The sequence below is a fragment of the Bradyrhizobium sp. IC3123 genome, assembly GCF_020193625.1.
Taxonomy (GTDB): Bacteria; Pseudomonadota; Alphaproteobacteria; order Rhizobiales; family Xanthobacteraceae; genus Bradyrhizobium; species Bradyrhizobium yuanmingense.
On sequence record NZ_JADYVF010000013.1, the window covers coordinates 177,284 to 192,804 of the forward strand.

Genomic DNA, 15,521 nt, shown 5'->3' on the forward strand with positions numbered 1-15,521 from the left:
GTCCCCACCCGGACGGCTTGTCCGCCAATTTCTGCAACATCCTATTGGCAGAGCGTCGCGAATGAAATGCCCGCAATTAAGACATTCTTAATCATCGTTAACAGGATCGCGCCGTAACGCCTTAGCAATCAACGCAATTCTCAACCGGACTCGGCCAATTGCGGCAACTTTTCGTCAATAAACCGGCGGATCTGCGTCAAATCCCCCAAACATTTCGTTAACCATTTCCATGCTTGGGTGAGGGGAATCTGACCGCCGGACCGGCGGCCGTCGCGCGAAGCCGGGGCCTGCGCCATGACGCCTGAACTGCAAGGGATGGACTGGATGCCTTCGCCCCCGCTTGCGCCCATCGACAGCCCGCTCGACCTCGATCACCTCTCTCGAATGACGCTCGGCGACGCTGAGCTGGAGCAGGAAGTGCTGGCCATGTTCGCGGAGCAGGCGGCCCGTCTGCTCGCGGCGATGACCGCATTGCCGGCCGAGACCGGCACGCTTGCGCACAAGCTCAAGGGTTCGGCGCGCGGGATCGGCGCCTTTGCGGTCGCTGATGCCGCTGCCAGCCTGGAGACTGCGATCCGGACCGGCCATGGCCGGCCCCACGCCTTCGCCGCGCTGAAAGAGGCGGTGGCCGAGGCCCGCTCTGCCATCGCGGCGATGCTGAAGCGTTGAGCCGATACGTCCGGAGCCGGGCTCTAGTCGCTTGTTTTGACGCGTTTTCTTCCCGCAAAGCGGGAATCATTTGGCTTCAAAACGCTATGGCGCCGGGCTGACCGACCCGTTATAGGACAGCCGGGACCCTCCTTCATTCAAAGCACCGCGGCAGCACGAGCACACATGGCCAAGATTCACTTTGTCGACCACAAGGGCGAAACCCGCACGGTGGAAATCGAGAACGGCGCAACCGTGATGGAAGCTGCGATCCGCAACAGCATTCCCGGCATCGAGGCCGAATGCGGCGGCGCCTGCGCCTGCGCAACCTGCCATGTCTATGTCGACGAAGCCTGGCGCGAGAAGGTCGGCAGCCCGACGCCGATGGAAGAGGACATGCTCGACTTCGGCTTCGACGTGCGCCCGAATTCGCGCCTGTCTTGCCAGATCAAGGTCTCCGACGAGCTCGACGGCCTCGTCGTGGCGACGCCCGAGCGCCAGGCCTGATCCGTCTCCAAGCAGACTGTCCAAGTCGACTAAAGCGCGATGCGATTAGGATGAATCGTCATCGCGCTTTAGGTTATTGTTTGAGCATGATCTTTTCGGAAAACCGCTACACACTTTTCCGGATCATGCTCTAAATGCTCGGCGGCGCGACCTCGATGCCGCGCTTGTGCCAGGGTCTGAGCTTCTCGATCACCTCTGCGGTCAGCGGCGCCGGTCGCCGCGTCGCCTCGTCGAGCAGGACGCCGACCGACGTCGCCGACGCAATGCACGTGCCGTTCGAGAACACGACCTGCTCGAATGTCACCGACGTTCGCCCGAGCTTGACCACGCCGAGGCCGAGCTCGATCGAGCCGGGCCAGTGCAGCTCGGCGCGAAAATGCATGTCGAGCCGCACCATGATCCAGGCGAGCCCCGGCGGGGTCAGTCCGTATTCGGGAAGCTTCATCAGCGTGACACGGCCGGTCTCGAAATATGTGGCATAGACCGCGTTGTTGACGTGCTGGTTCGGGTCTAGGTCGCCGAACCGGACGTTGTCGCTGAGGCGAAACGGAAAGTCCTCAAGGCGCGGGGTCGTGTCGAGGCGGGCTGGCGCGTTCACCGATTGATCTCCGTCATATCCATCCTCGTTACAGCCCAGTTATTTTGGCCCGGCAAGTGGGCGCGGCTGCGGGGCGATCCCGCTTTTATGCCTTTCCTGTTCCATCCCCGTTGGCTAGACAGGCACGGTCACCTCTGCCCAACGGGCGCCGTCCAACCGATAACGATCGATAAAGAGACGACATGAGCGACGTGATCAAAACCGATGTGCTGATTATTGGGGCCGGGCCGTGTGGTCTGTTCGCCGCCTTCGAGCTCGGCCTTCTCGACATGAAGGCGCATTTCGTCGACATCCTCGACAAGGTCGGCGGCCAGTGTGCCGAGCTCTATCCGGAAAAGCCGATTTACGACATACCCGGCATTCCCCAGGTTTCGGGGCAGGGGCTGACCGACGCGCTGATGGAGCAGATCAAGCCGTTTCATCCGACCTTCCATCTCGGCGAGATGGTCGAGACCGTGGAGAAGATCGGCGATCCCTTGTTTCGCTGCACCACGGATGCCGGCAAGGTGTTCGAATGCAAGGTGGTGGTGATCGCGGCCGGCGGCGGCTCGTTCCAGCCCAAGCGCCCGCCGGTACCGGGTATCGAGGCCTATGAAGGCACCTCGGTGCATTATGCCGTGCGCAAGATGGAGACGTTCCGCGACAAGAGCGTGCTGATCGTCGGCGGCGGCGATTCCGCGCTCGACTGGACGCTCAATCTGCATCCGATTGCGAAGCGCATCACGCTGCTGCATCGGCGCGACGAGTTTCGCGCCGCGCCCCATAGTGTCGAGCAGATGCGCGCGCTGGTTGCCGGCGGCAAGATGGATCTGCGGCTCGGCCAGGTCACCGCGCTCTCCGGCGCTGACGGAAAGCTCACCGGCGCCACCGTCAAGGGCAACGACAACAGCGTCACCGAAATCGCTTGTGACACCATGCTGCCGTTCTTCGGGCTGACCATGAAGCTCGGCCCGGTCGCGAATTGGGGCATCGCGCTGGAGAACAATCTGGTGCCGGTGGAGACGTCCGCGTTCGAGACCAATGTGCCGGGCATCTTCGCGATCGGCGACATCAACACCTATCCCGGCAAGATCAAGTTGATCCTGTGCGGCTTCCACGAGGGCGCGCTGATGTCGCAAAAAGCCCATCGCTATGTCTATCCGGAGAAGCGGCTCGTGTTCCAGTACACGACCTCGTCCTCCAGCCTGCAAAAGAAGCTCGGTGTCAACTGACGGAAGCGTTCGGGGCGGCGATGCCCCATGTTTCTGGTGCTGGAACCGTTCGTGAAATCGCCGTAGTCTGCGGCCATTCCGGTCATAGGCTTGGCCAGGTTTTTGGCTTAGCACAGTTTGGCTCTGCGAAGTCTTGGCTCAGCAAAGGTGATTGGCTCAGCAAGGTGATCATAATGCGGACTCTCGTTTCCAGCTTTCGGCTGCTCTCCTTCCTGGCGCTCGCATTGTCGCTCGCGATCGTGACGCCGTGCGCGGCGCAGACCGCCGAGCCCACGGCGGCGGGCCTCTGGCAGAAGGTCGAAGACGGCAGGACGGTCGGATGGTTCCTCTTCATCGATCGCAACGGCGTCTTCGAAGGCGTAATCGCAAAGACCTTCCCGCGGCCAACCGACGACCCGAATGAGGTCTGCTCCAAGTGCACCGACGATCGCAAGAACGCTCGGGTGCTCGGCATCTCCTTCGTCCGCGACATGAAGCGCGAAGGATTGAAGTACGAGGGCGGCAACGTGCTCAATCCGCGCGACGGCCAGATCTGGAAGGCCAACATGCGGGTCAGCCCCGACGGTCAGACCCTGACGTTGCGCGGCTATCTCGGCATCGCGCTGCTCGGCAAGGACGAGACCTGGACGCGCCTGCCCGATGCCAACATCGCGCAGGTCGATCCGGCCATCGTCGCAAAATACTTGCCCGCGCAGGCTGCAGCCGCCAAGCAACCGGCGCCCGCGGCGAAGAAGGGCGGCGCGATGATGGCGCCGGCAAAGCAGTAAGGGCGCAAGCCGCGCGCTGCGCGGTCTCAATGGCCCTAGCGCAGGGTCTGCAGCCTGTGCGGCCACCTTCGCCGAAGGGCGAACGTGCCTCGGGCGCCCTCCAGTAGTTCCCCGGAATGCGCGCTGGCGCTGGATTTGCATAGCTGTCGGCAAAGCTGCTGGGGGAGCGAGTCGCCGTCTCCACGCCTGCCGCGCACCATGCGGAAGGCGGACGGCAGCGTTTGCCCCGCGGTGATCACTTCGACCGCGGAGACCACATGAAACCTGCAAGACAGTGTGCCGCCGTGCTGCTGGGGCTGGCGGTTCTGACGCATGCGGCGCTGGCGCGCGACGACGGCCGCTTCGCCAACTCGCCCCTGAAACCCTGGTTCGAGAGTTTGCGTAGCGAGTTCGGGCTATGCTGCTCGGATGCGGACGGCTACGTCATCGCCGACGTCGATTGGGAGTCCGATCGCGGTCGCTACCGCGTGCGCATCGACGACGAGTGGGTCGTGGTGCCTGACGGCGCCGTGATCACCGTCCCGAACAAGATCGGCCGCACCATGGTGTGGAAGCACTATATCGACGGCCATCCGCGCGTGCGTTGCTTCATGCCGGGCAGCATGACGTAGAAGCGCGTCATTCCGGCCGGCGCGAAGCGCCGAACCGGAGCGACAACGCCAAGCTTAGCGCGCCTGGTTATTCGAACCCGCGCTCGCGAGCTGCTTGATCCGCGGCGACAGCACGGCGACCTGCACGGGCGAGGCCGGCATGCCGGCGACGATCATCGCGGGGCTCGCAGACTGCTCCTGGACGCCGGCGCCGCCGAGCGCCTGCACTTGCGTTGTCGTGATCGGAAACGACGTCACTTCGTAGGAGGGAAGCTCGCTGGCGAACGCGGCGGCCGAGCTCGCAATCATGGCGCCGGCAACGGCAATCATCGAGAGAACACGCATTGGAAAATCTCCGTGGAAGATGTCAATCGGAGGTTTGGTCGCCGCGATGGCAGAACAGGTTCGCCCGCGCGCGAACATTCCCGTTGTCTTCGGCGCAGATATTGATTGCGTGATGCGAAGGGACGAAACGCGGAAGACGTTTTCCGCGCCAATGTTTCCGGACGGTTTCGCGAAAAGCGCCGATGCGCCCGCTCAATGCTCTTGCAGATCGAACTGCGCAGATCTCGCCGGCGCGGCGGCCGCGGCAAAGCGCAGGCGCATCGTCGTGCCGTAGCCGGGCGCGGAAGCGACGACCAGCTCCCCGCCATGCGCCGCCATGATCTCGCGGACGATCGACAGGCCGAGACCGGCGCCTGCACCTGCGGCGTTGCCGGTCTGAAACGGCTCGGTCAGCCTGTGTTCGGCGCCGTCGGGCAGGCCCGCGCCATCATCGTGAATAGCCACGCCATCGCAGCCGATCGTGGCGACGATGCGCCGCGCGCCATGGGCGTGGATGAGCGCGTTGCCGACGAGATTGGCAAGTGCACTTCGGATCGCAGCGTCTACGCCCTGCACCACGAAGGGACCTCTTCCCTCGTGCTCGAGCGCAAGCTCGATGCCGGCGTCCAGCGCCGACGGGCTGAAATCGGCCAGCACGTCCAGCGTGATCTGGGCAAGATCGATCGGCCGCTTCTCGATCGCATGATTTTGCAATCGCGCCAGGTCCAGCATCGCGGAGACCAGCGAGGTCAGCCGGCGGACGTCGCGCACCAGCTCGGCCTTCAGGGCCGGCTCGGGCACGTCCTCGATCTTGGCGCGCAGCAGCGTCAGCGGCGTGCGAAGCTGATGGGCGGCATTGCCGAGGAAGCGGCGCTGCATCCTGATATAGGCGTCGATCTCGCCGAAAGCGCGGTTCAGCGCCTCGACCAGCGGCTTCAACTCGCGAGGGACCTCGGACAGCGATATCAAACCTTGCGGCGCCGAGGGGTCGATCGCGAGCGCGCGACGCGCCACCCGCTCGATGCTACGAGAGACGAAACGTGCGGCAAGCGCTGAACCGATGGCGACGGTCGCGGCAAAGGCCAGCGCCACCAAGGCGATCGAAAAGACCCTGCGGAGGAGAAAAGTCCTTGCAATCCGGCCAAAGCGAACCTGAGGCTCGCCGACCATCATCGCGAGCCGCAACGGGCCCCGTTGCACGGCGGAAAGACAGAAGGTGCTCTTCTGGTCGAGCGTGCTGAAAACGGACGAGCCGATGGGCCCGTGGTAGGGCAGCACGAAGGGAAGGGGAGGCCGGTGTTCGCTGCCGTACTCGCTGAGCAGGTCGCCCGCGGACACCACGTACCAGAGGTTTGGGCTGTCCAGCTTCAATTCCTCGAGCGCAGGAGTCGAGCGTATTATCAGTCTTTGCCCTTCGATCACCGTCGCGCGATCGAGAACGGCCGCCACGACCTGGCAGGCCCTGAACTCGCGCTCCTCCGTCGGGTAACGCCATATGAAGAGGCCAAGCATGATCAGGAAGATCGTGGTGGCGGCGATACCGAGCGAGAACGCAAAGGTTCGGGCGATTGACTTCATCGCGGCGTTGCCAGCCGCAGGATGTAGCCGATGCCCCGCATGCTGCGGATCTCGACGTCGCCGCCGAGTTCGGCCAGTTTCTTGCGCAAGCGCGAGACCTGCGCCTCGAGCGTGTTGGACTCGATCTCGTCGTCGAAGCCGTAGATCTCCTCGATCAGGGCGGCGCGGGTGATGACGCGGTCGCGCCGCATCAGCAGCGCCCCCAGGATCAGCGCCTCGCGCCGGCGCAGCAGGATCCTGGTGTCGGCGACTACCGCCTCGTTGCTGCCGAGGTGCAACTCGACGTTGCCGAGCGACAGCACCGATGGGGCCAGCAGCCGAGGCCGGCGCAGCACCGCGCGCACGCGCGCAAGCAGCTCCTGCGGCTCGAACGGCTTGCCGAGATAATCGTCGGCCCCGCCATTGAGCCCTTCGACGACATCCTCCTTGGCGTCCTTGGACGTCAGCATGATGATTGCGGGCCGCTCCGCCGATTGGCTCAGCGCCGTGACCACCTGGAGCGCATCTCCGTCGGGTAGCATCCGGTCGACGATCGCCAGATCATACTTGAAATTGTTCAGTGCCTGGCGGGCATCGGCGATCGAGCCGACGAGGTCGACGATGCCGTGCAATTGCCCGAGCAGCCGGCTGACATAGGCGCCGATCTGTGGTTCGTCTTCGATCACGAGGGAGCGCACGCGGGTCGTCCTTGACTCTGCTGGGGCAACAAAACCCTGACCGTGACGCTCCCTGGCCGAATTCTGGCGCTTCGGCTCGTGCGCGAGGGTTCCCTTAAAGGCAGCGAGCTTGGCGAATAAAAGGCAGGACCGGGTGAGCGCGCGGGCACGGCCCGTCACGTTTTTGAGGGCGTGATCGCGGCGGTGCAATGGTGGGGCAATGTTGATCCGGCGGGCGTGCCTGCCAGCGCCGGACATGGCCCTGGGGAGCATCCGATCGCACCTTGCAATCTTCGGGCAATTTAGCCGGACCAGATGCTGTGGCTCCTAACCACAACAATCGACTCGGCCTGCAAGGCCGGTCCGGGGCCCCGCAATGAATGATTTCGAAGAAGCCGCTCTCCGCCTCGCGGCGATTGTGCGGCGGACGACCGCCTGTCTCGCCGCACTCGGTGCGATCATGGCGACTGCGCCATCAGTCTCGGCGCAGACCGCCTTCACGCTGCCAGCGCCGCCATTGGAGCTGCCGATGCTGCCCTCGCCGTCGGGCAACTGGACCGTCATGGTCGGCATCGGCGGCGAATACAAGCCCGAGTTCGTCGGATCGAACAACGGAAGGTTTGCTCCGGTCCCGATCTTCTCCATCCGCCGCGCCGGATCAGTCGACCAGTTTCGCGGACCGCGCGACAGCACCAGCATCGCGCTGCTCGACATCGGCCATTTTCGCGCCGGCCCCGCGTTCAAATACGTCGCCTCAAGGAAGGCCGACAAATATGCCGAGCTGACCGGCCTTGGCAATGTCGACGCCGCCTATGAGCTCGGCGGCTTCGTGGAGTATTATCCGGTCGACTGGCTGCGCCTGCGCAGCGAGTTGCGCCAGGGCATGGGCGGCCATACCGGCACCGTCGCGGATGTATCTGCCGACGTCATCGTGCCGCTGATTCAAAGGCTGACGATCTCGGCCGGCCCGCGCTTCACCTGGAAGAGCACCAATGCCACTGCGCCGTATTTCGGCGTCACCGACACGCAGGCACTGGCATCGGGGCTTCCGAGATACGATGCCAGGGGCGGTGCGCACTCGGTCGGTTTCGGCAGCCAGATCTCCTACCGCATCAACCCGCAGTGGGAGGTCCACGCCTATGTCGAGTACCAGAAGCTGCTCGGCGATGTCGCGGACAGCCCGCTGGTGAAGCTGCGCGGATCCTCGAACCAGACCACCGTCGGTCTCGGTGCGTCCTATTCGTTCGATTTCAGGATCCGATAGACCATGCGCGGCAGAATTATCCTGGCTCTCGCCTGTGCGATCGCGTCCGCCGTCCTCGGTGCCGCCGCGGCGTTCGAGACGCGCGCGACGAAACTCCAGGCGATCACGACCCTCGGCATCGTCTCGGCCATCGGCGAGGAAATGAGCCTGACGCAAGCCGGCCTGACCGGGCTCGGCAACACCGCGCAAAGCCTCTCGATCAGCGCCTGGGGACTGGACGAGTTGATCGTCCAGCAGGCGACGAAGCTCTTGAGCGGACGTTTTCGCGTGCAACCGGTGAGCTACAGGCGCGCCGCGTTCGCCGCCGTCAGGGATTCGGCGGTTGCGCCCGTCAATCTCCTGCGTAGCGATCCGTTCAAGGAGCTGGTTCGCAGCGATGTAACGCCTCAGGGGCTCGATGCTTACCTAGTCATCACCCGTGCAAGATCGAAGCTCGGCAACGGCCGCAACGTCGAGGGCGTCGGGCTCGCCGAATACCGGACGCTGCTGGCGGATTACGGCCTGATCCATGCGCTATACGAAGTCCGGATCATCGACGGCAAGGCGTTCGACGTGATCGAGAAGCGTGCGGCGGCGCCGCTCGACAACACCGGGACCGTGCGGATTGCCGGCCCGAGCGGCCCGGTCGACGAGACGCTTGGGGGTTCATCGTCGAGCGAGCGGCTGCGCGCCGCGGTCGCGGACCTCATCACACGCAGCCTTCCGGTCACGCTGGGCGACATGCACCTGATCGACAGCCAGTGAGGTTCCGTCTTGACGCGTTTTGACGCGAACCGGGACCCACTTCGCTCGGAAACGCTTTAGGTCACTGGCGCGGGATTGAACAGCGTGAGGTCGTTGTGGATGCCCCAGCGGTCCGACCAGGGTTTGGTTCGGCCGCTGGCGACGTCGAGGATCAGGCGGAACAGGTCCCAGCCGGTCTCCTCGATGGTCTTCTCGCCGGTTGCGATCTTGCCGGCGTCGAAGTCGATCAGGTCTTTCCAGCGCCGCGCGAGCTCGCTGCGCGTCGCGACCTTGATCACCGGTGCTGCCGCAAGGCCATAGGGCGTGCCACGGCCGGTGGTGAAAACTTGCAACGTCATGCCCGAGGCGAGCTGCAGCGTGCCGCAGATGAAGTCGGAGGCGGGTGTCGCGGCGAACAGCATGCCCTTTTGCGTCGCCTTCTCGCCGGGCGAGAGCACGCCTTGAATCGCGCTCGAGCCGGACTTGACGATGGAGCCCAGCGATTTCTCCACGATGTTGGCAAGGCCGCCCTTCTTGTTGCCGGGCGTGGTGTTGGCGCTGCGGTCGGCGCCACCGCGGGCGAGATAGGAATCGTACCAAGCCATCTCGCGCACCAGCGCGCGGCCGACGTCCTCGTTGATGGCGCGGCGGGTGAGCAGCTGGATCGCGTCGCGCACTTCAGTCACTTCCGAGAACATCACGGTGGCGCCGGCGCGCACCAGGAGGTCCGCGGCGAAGCCGACGGCGGGATTGGCAGTGACGCCGGAGAAGGCATCGCTGCCGCCGCATTGCAGGCCGATCACAAGGTCGGACGCCGGGCAGGTCTCGCGCTTGCGGGCGTTGAGCACCTTCAGCCGCGCCTCGGCCTGGGTCATGATCGCCTCGACGATCGCGCCAAAGCCGTCGAAAGCCTCGTCCTGCATGCGCACGATGGCGTCACCCACGCCTTCCGGCACCAGGCGTTCGGGTGCGAGCTTCTCGCAGCCGAGGCCGACAACGAGGATCTCGCCGCCGAAATTCGGGTTGAGCGCGAGGTTCTGCAGGGTGCGGATCGGCACCACCGCGTCGGGCGCGGTGATGGCGACGCCGCAGCCATAGGCGTGCGTCAGCGGCACGACGTCATCCACGTTCGGATATTTCGGCAGCAGCTCGGCGCGGATGCGCTTCACCGCATATTCCATCGTGCCCTTGACGCATTGCACGGAGGAGGAGATGCCGAGGATGTTCTTGGTGCCGACCGAACCATCCGGATTGCGGTAGCCCTCGAAGGTGAAGCCTTCGAGCGGCGGCAGCGGTGCGGGGACGGCGGTCGAGATTTCGAGCTTGTCGAGGGCAGGGGCCTCCGGCATGCGGATGCGCGCCTCGTCCACCCATTCGCCGGCCAGGATCGGCGACAGCGCGTAGCCGATGATCTCGCCATAGCGGACGATCGGTTCGCCTTCCGCGATGTCGACCAGCGCGGTCTTGTGTCCCTGCGGCACGAAGGCGCGCAACGTCAGGCCGCTGGCAAAGCGCGCGCCGGCGGGGAGCCCGAAATCATTGACCACGATCGCGACATTGTCGCGCTCGTTGAGCTTGATGTAGCGGGGCTGCTCTTTCGCTGCGACGTCCTGGTCCATCTGCGCTGCCTCAGAAGTCGTAGGGTGGGCAAAGGCGCAACGCGCCGTGCCCACCGTCCTCACACCGAGCGTAAGTGGTGGGCACGCTTCGCTTTGCCCACCCTACGATATCTCAGCCCGGATTGGTGTAAGCCGTCTTCACCGTGGTGTAGAACTCGCGCGCGTAGGAGCCCTGCTCACGGGCGCCGTAGCTCGAGCCCTTCCGGCCACCGAACGGCACGTGATAGTCGACGCCGGCAGTCGGCAGATTGACCATCACCATGCCGGACTCGCTATTGCGCTTGTAATGCGATGCGTATTTCAGGCTGGTGGTGCAGATGCCGGAGGCGAGGCCGAACTCGGTATCGTTGGAGATGGCGAGCGCCTCTTCGTAATTTTTCGCACGAATGACGGCAGCGACCGGGCCAAAAATCTCCTCACGCGCGATGCGCATGTTGTTGTTGGCTTCGGTGAACAGCGCCGGCTGGAGATAGTGGCCGGGATTCTCGCGCTTTAGCAGCTCGCCGCCGAAGGCGAGCTTGGCGCCTTCGTCCTGGCCGATCTTGATGTAGCGGAGGTCCTGGTCGAGCTGGTTCTGGTCCACCACGGGGCCGATATGCACGCCGGCCTTGAGCGCATCGTCCACCGACAGGGTGTTCAGACGCTCGGCCATGGCGGCGACGAAGCGGTCGTGGATGCCCTCGGTAACGATCAGGCGGGACGAGGCGGTGCAGCGCTGGCCAGTCGAGAAATAGGCGCCGTTGACGGCGACCTCGACGGCAGTCTTGAGGTCGGCGTCGTCGAGCACCACCAGCGGGTTCTTGCCGCCCATCTCGAGCTGGAACTTCTTCATGGGGTTCGAGAGCACGCAGGCCTGCGCGATCTTGCGTCCCGTCTGCACCGAGCCGGTGAAGGAGATCGCGGCGACGTCCGGATGCTCGAGCAGGGTCTGGCCGACCACCGAGCCGGAGCCGACGACGAGGTTGAACACGCCCGCGGGAATGCCGGAGCGGGTGATGATCTCGGACAGCGCATGCGCCGAGCCGGGCACCAGCTCGGCCGGCTTGAACACCACGGTGTTGCCGTAGCAGAGCGCAGGCGCGATCTTCCAGGCGGGGATCGCGATCGGGAAATTCCAGGGCGTGATCATGCCGACGACGCCGACCGGCTCACGGGTGAGCTCGACGTCGAGGCCGGGACGCACCGAGGCGCCCTTCTCGCCGATCAGGCGCAGCGCTTCGCCGGCGAAGAACGCGAAGATCTGGCCGGCGCGGGCGACCTCGCCGATGCCTTCGGGGAGGGTCTTGCCTTCCTCGCGCGCGAGTAGGCGGCCGAGCTCTTCCTTACGGGCGAGGATTTCAGTCGAGATCTTGTTGAGCGCGTCGTAGCGCGCCTGCGGGGTCGACTGCGCCCAGGCGGGGAAGGCGGCCTTCGCGGCGGCGATCGCCTTCTCGGTCTGCACCTTGTCGGCCTTGGAATATTCGCCGACGAGATCATTGGTGTTGGAGGGATTGATGTTCCTGGTGACGCCGGAGCCGTCGACCCATTCGCCGCCGATGAAGTTCTTCAGGATCGCTGTCATCTTTTTCCTCCAGGGGAACGTTTCTAACGCACGAGGCAGGGACGCTTGTCGTCAAACGTCCAGCCGGGGATCAAGTCCTGCATGGCCATAGCGTCATCCCGCCCCCCAAGTCCATGCTTCTTGTAGAGCTCGTGCGCGGCCTCGATGGCGGGGCGGTCGATCTCGATGCCGAGGCCCGGGCGGTCCGGGACGGCGATCTTGCCACCCTTGATCTGGAGCGGCTCCTTCGTCAGCGCTTGACCGTCCTGCCAGATCCAGTGGGTGTCGATCGCGGTGACCTTGCCGGGGGCGGCGGCGCCGACATGGGTGAACATGGCAAGCGAAATGTCGAAATGGTTGTTGGAGTGCGAGCCCCAGGTCAGGCCGTTGTCACGGCAGGTCTGGGCCACGCGCACCGAGCCTTGCATGGTCCAGAAATGGGGATCGGCCAAAGGGATGTCCACGGCCCCGAGCCGCAGCGCATGGGAGAGCTGCCGCCAGTCCGTGGCGATCATGTTGGTGGCGGTCGGCAGGCCGGTGGCGCGGCGGAACTCGGCCATGATCTCGCGGCCGGAGAAGCCGGCCTCCGCGCCGCAGGGGTCCTCGGCATAAGCGAGGATGCCATGCATGCCCTTGCAGAGGCTGATCGCCTCATCGAGCGACCAGGCGCCGTTGGGGTCCAGCGTGACGCGCGCGCTGGGGAAGCGTTTTGCGATTGCGGTAACCGCCTCGATCTCCTGCTCGCCGCGGAGCACGCCGCCCTTGAGCTTGAAGTCGGCGAAGCCGTAATGGTCGTGGGTCGCCTCCGCAAGCCGCACCACGGCCTCTGGCGTCATCGCCTCCTGGTGGCGGAGGTTGAACCAGTCGGGCTTGGCGGTCTCGCCAGTGACGTAGTCGAGCTTCGACTTACGGCGGTCGCCAACGAAGAAGAGATAGCCGAGCGTCTCGACGCTGGTGCGCTGCTGGCCTTCGCCAAGCAGTGCTGCGACGGGCAGTCCGAGATGCTGGCCGAGCAGGTCGAGCAGCGCGGATTCGATCGCGGTGACCGCATGGATCATCACGCGAAGATCAAAGGTCTGCTTGCCGCGTCCGCCGACGTCGCGGTCGGCGAAGGCGGTACGGATATCGGCGAGGATGTTGTTCATCGCGCCGACCGTCTTTCCGATCACGAGGTCGCGCGCGTCCTGGAGCGTCTGCCAGATCTTCTGCCCGCCGGGCACCTCGCCGACGCCGGTGTGGCCGGCATTGTCGGTGAGGATGACGATGTTGCGGGTGAAGAACGGCGCATGCGCGCCGCTCAGGTTGAGGAGCATGCTGTCGCGGCCAGCGACCGGGATCACCTGCATCGCCGTGATAACAGGTGCTCCGGCGACTGACGCGCCGGAAATCTCAGTCTGGGCCATCGCAGGCTCCTCCCTGTCGTCTTGCTATTCTGCAGCCTGTTGTGACGATCGTGCGGCGGGCAGCTTCTGCACCAGTGCGGTTAGCTCCGCCATCTCCTGCTCGGTGAGATCAGTCAGCGGCGGACGGACGGGGCCGGAATCGCGGCCGATCACCTTCATGCCGGCCTTGATGATCGAGACCGCGTAACCCTTCTTGCGGTTGCGGATCGCGATCAGCGGCAGGATGAAATCCTTCAGGCCGGCCTGGATCGTGGCGTGGTCGCGCTTGCGCACCGCGGCGTAGAAGTTGGTGGCGAATTCCGGCACGAAGTTGAACACGGCCGAGGAATAGGTCGTCACGCCCATGTCGAGATAGGGCAGCGCGAAGGTCTCGGCGGTCGGCAGGCCGCCGACATAGGTGAGGCGGTCGCCGAGCTTGGTGTAGACGCGGGTCATCAGCTCGATGTCGCCGATGCCGTCCTTGTAGCCGACGAGGTTCGGGCAGCGCTCGGCAAGGCGCGCGAGCGTGTCGGGCTGCAGGATGGCGTTGTCACGGTTGTAGACGATGACGCCGATCTTCACGGCGGCGCAGACCGCCTCGACATGGGCGGCAAGGCCTTCCTGCTCGGAATGGGTGAGATAGGGCGGCAGCAGCAGGAGGCCGTCGGCGCCGGCCTTTTCCGCACCGATCGCGATCTCGCGGGCGATCGCGGTGCCGTAGCCGGTGCCGGCGAGCACGGGCACGCGGCCCTTGGTCTCGTCGACGGCGACCTTCACGACCTGCGGAACTTCTGATGGCGTCAGCGAGAAGAACTCGCCGGTGCCGCCCGCGGCGAACAGGCCTGCGACGTCATAACCGCACAGCCAGTCCATGTTGGCGCGATAGGTCGCCTCGTCGAAGGAGTAGTCCGCCCTGAACGGCGTGACGGGGAAGGACAGGAGGCCCGATCCGATCTTCTGGGCCATTTCCTGCGGGGTCATCTTGCTCATGGGCGCTCCCTTCTCGTGTTGCGGAGGACGCAAGCAGAGGCCGCACGTCCATGCGCCGTGGTTTAGGAGACCGTTCGATGCGCGTCCAAGCCAAAGCCTATATCGACCGATGCGGATTGAGCATCAATCCTCCGCCAGCTCCGCCGAGGACAATTCGCCGGCGATCTTGACCAGCGCCGAGAGCAGCGGGTTCTCGTCCTCGCGCCGCCACACCATGAACAGCTCGACCGGAACGCGCGTGCGCAGCTTCAGCGGACGCAGGCGGACGTCGGAGATCTTCAGGCTCGCCGCTGCCGCCGGTACGATGGCGAGGCCGAGTCCGGCGCGCACCATCGCGAGGATCGAGTGGATCTGGCTGAGATGCTGGACGTAGCGCGGCAGCACGTCGGCACGGGTGAACAGCGCCACCAGGAGGTCGTGGAAGTAGCGGCTCTCATAGGGCGAATACATCACGAAGGGCTGGTCGTCGAAATCCTTGATGGTGATGCCGTCGGCATTCGCCAGCGGATGCTTCTTCGGGATCGCCGCGAGCAGCGGCTCGGCGACGACGCGGCGGCTGGCAAGCTCGGGCCGCGCGATCGGCGGCCGCAGCAGGCCGGCATCGATCTGGCCAGAAGTCAGAGCCTCGAACTGGTCGCCCGATACCATCTCCTTCAGCGAGAAGTCGACCTCCGGCAGCTTGGCGCGGCAGGCGGCGATGAGTTCGGGCAGGAAGCCATAGGCCGCGGCCGCGGTGAAGCCGACCTTCAGCGAGCCGGTCTTGCCGAGCGCGATGCGGCGGGCCACCTGCGAAGCGCTTTCGGCAAGCTTGAGGATGCGTCGCGCCTCCGGCAGGAAGCTGCGCCCGGCCGGGGTGAGGCGCACCGAGCGGCTGGTGCGCTCCAAGAGCGGCGCGTCGATGATGTGCTCGAGCACCTGGATCTGCCGGGACAGCGGCGGCTGCGTCATGTTGAGCCGCACGGCGGCGCGGCCGAAGTGCAATTCCTCCGCCACCGTGACGAAACAGCGGAGCTGGTTGAGGTCGAACATCGATACATGCCTTAGATGAATAAGGCGTTTCCCCGGCACTTCTAGCATCGATCACCCCCAAAACAAAGACGGCGGCCTTGTGGGCCGCCGTTGAG

16 protein-coding genes are annotated in these 15,521 nt (G+C 65.0%); 7 read left to right on the forward strand and 9 right to left on the reverse strand.

Features of this window, described 5'->3' with window-relative positions; translation table 11 throughout:
* The first annotated feature begins 294 nt into the window (after window positions 1-294).
* Together I6F20_RS31260 and I6F20_RS31265 are read left to right on the forward strand one after the other, a co-directional pair.
* The gene (locus tag I6F20_RS31260; RefSeq protein ID WP_225129405.1) at window positions 295-669 is read left to right on the forward strand and encodes an Hpt domain-containing protein; all 375 of its coding nucleotides are present in this window, start codon (window positions 295-297) and stop codon (window positions 667-669) included.
* 165 nt (window positions 670-834) lie between these two features.
* On the forward strand, window positions 835-1,155 hold the full coding sequence (locus I6F20_RS31265; protein ID WP_008143731.1) for a 2Fe-2S iron-sulfur cluster-binding protein: 321 nt from the start codon (window positions 835-837) through the stop codon (window positions 1,153-1,155).
* Between the two features lie 130 nt (window positions 1,156-1,285).
* On the opposite strand, the gene I6F20_RS31270 is transcribed toward I6F20_RS31265, so the two are convergent.
* Window positions 1,286-1,753: an acyl-CoA thioesterase gene (locus tag I6F20_RS31270; protein ID WP_036030229.1), complete on the reverse strand. Its 468-nt coding sequence runs from the start codon at window positions 1,751-1,753 to the stop codon at window positions 1,286-1,288.
* Between the two features lie 182 nt (window positions 1,754-1,935).
* Between I6F20_RS31270 and I6F20_RS31275 the strand changes: the two genes are divergently transcribed.
* The 3 genes from I6F20_RS31275 to I6F20_RS31285 all read left to right on the forward strand — a co-directional run bounded on the left by I6F20_RS31275 (window position 1,936) and on the right by I6F20_RS31285 (window position 4,342).
* A complete protein-coding gene (locus I6F20_RS31275; protein WP_036015581.1) occupies window positions 1,936-2,964 on the forward strand; it encodes an NAD(P)/FAD-dependent oxidoreductase in 1,029 nt (342 codons plus the stop codon).
* Between the two features lie 173 nt (window positions 2,965-3,137).
* Entirely contained in the window at window positions 3,138-3,731 is a 594-nt protein-coding gene (locus tag I6F20_RS31280) for a DUF2147 domain-containing protein (protein WP_036044525.1), read from the forward strand.
* A gap of 257 nt (window positions 3,732-3,988) precedes the next feature.
* The gene (locus I6F20_RS31285; RefSeq protein ID WP_057028767.1) at window positions 3,989-4,342 is read left to right on the forward strand and encodes a hypothetical protein; all 354 of its coding nucleotides are present in this window, start codon (window positions 3,989-3,991) and stop codon (window positions 4,340-4,342) included.
* A gap of 54 nt (window positions 4,343-4,396) precedes the next feature.
* On the opposite strand, the gene I6F20_RS31290 is transcribed toward I6F20_RS31285, so the two are convergent.
* From I6F20_RS31290 to I6F20_RS31300, 3 genes are all read right to left on the reverse strand, one after another.
* The gene (locus tag I6F20_RS31290) at window positions 4,397-4,666 is read right to left on the reverse strand and encodes a hypothetical protein (RefSeq protein ID WP_225129407.1); all 270 of its coding nucleotides are present in this window, start codon (window positions 4,664-4,666) and stop codon (window positions 4,397-4,399) included.
* Between the two features lie 192 nt (window positions 4,667-4,858).
* Window positions 4,859-6,223, reverse strand: a complete 1,365-nt coding sequence (locus I6F20_RS31295) for a sensor histidine kinase (RefSeq protein ID WP_036030218.1) — start codon at window positions 6,221-6,223, stop codon at window positions 4,859-4,861.
* The gene (locus I6F20_RS31300) at window positions 6,220-6,900 is read right to left on the reverse strand and encodes a response regulator transcription factor (RefSeq protein ID WP_036015597.1); all 681 of its coding nucleotides are present in this window, start codon (window positions 6,898-6,900) and stop codon (window positions 6,220-6,222) included. The genes I6F20_RS31295 and I6F20_RS31300 overlap by 4 nt, the downstream gene beginning before the upstream one ends.
* Window positions 6,901-7,255: 355 nt before the next feature.
* On the opposite strand from I6F20_RS31300, the gene I6F20_RS31305 reads away from it, so the two are divergent.
* Both I6F20_RS31305 and I6F20_RS31310 read left to right on the forward strand, forming a co-directional pair.
* Complete coding sequence (locus I6F20_RS31305) at window positions 7,256-8,143, forward strand: MipA/OmpV family protein (protein ID WP_225129408.1); 888 nt, start codon at window positions 7,256-7,258, stop codon at window positions 8,141-8,143.
* 3 nt (window positions 8,144-8,146) lie between these two features.
* A complete protein-coding gene (locus I6F20_RS31310; protein ID WP_225129410.1) occupies window positions 8,147-8,887 on the forward strand; it encodes a hypothetical protein in 741 nt (246 codons plus the stop codon).
* A 56-nt stretch (window positions 8,888-8,943) separates the two neighbouring features.
* On the opposite strand, the gene garD is transcribed toward I6F20_RS31310, so the two are convergent.
* The 5 genes from garD to I6F20_RS31335 all read right to left on the reverse strand — a co-directional run bounded on the left by garD (window position 8,944) and on the right by I6F20_RS31335 (window position 15,426).
* On the reverse strand, window positions 8,944-10,485 hold the full coding sequence (gene garD, locus I6F20_RS31315; RefSeq protein ID WP_225129412.1) for a galactarate dehydratase: 1,542 nt from the start codon (window positions 10,483-10,485) through the stop codon (window positions 8,944-8,946).
* Window positions 10,486-10,597: 112 nt separating this feature from the next.
* Window positions 10,598-12,046 (reverse strand): aldehyde dehydrogenase family protein, encoded by a 1,449-nt coding sequence (locus tag I6F20_RS31320; RefSeq protein WP_225129413.1) that lies wholly within the window; start codon window positions 12,044-12,046, stop codon window positions 10,598-10,600.
* Window positions 12,047-12,069: 23 nt separating this feature from the next.
* Window positions 12,070-13,428, reverse strand: a complete 1,359-nt coding sequence (gudD, locus tag I6F20_RS31325; RefSeq protein WP_109143165.1) for a glucarate dehydratase — start codon at window positions 13,426-13,428, stop codon at window positions 12,070-12,072.
* A gap of 24 nt (window positions 13,429-13,452) precedes the next feature.
* Window positions 13,453-14,397 carry a 5-dehydro-4-deoxyglucarate dehydratase gene (gene kdgD / locus I6F20_RS31330; protein WP_036030198.1) on the reverse strand — a complete coding sequence of 315 codons (945 nt, stop codon included), beginning with the start codon at window positions 14,395-14,397 and terminating at the stop codon, window positions 13,453-13,455.
* Between the two features lie 123 nt (window positions 14,398-14,520).
* Window positions 14,521-15,426 carry a LysR family transcriptional regulator gene (locus I6F20_RS31335; RefSeq protein ID WP_109143167.1) on the reverse strand — a complete coding sequence of 302 codons (906 nt, stop codon included), beginning with the start codon at window positions 15,424-15,426 and terminating at the stop codon, window positions 14,521-14,523.
* Window positions 15,427-15,521: the final 95 nt, after the last annotated feature.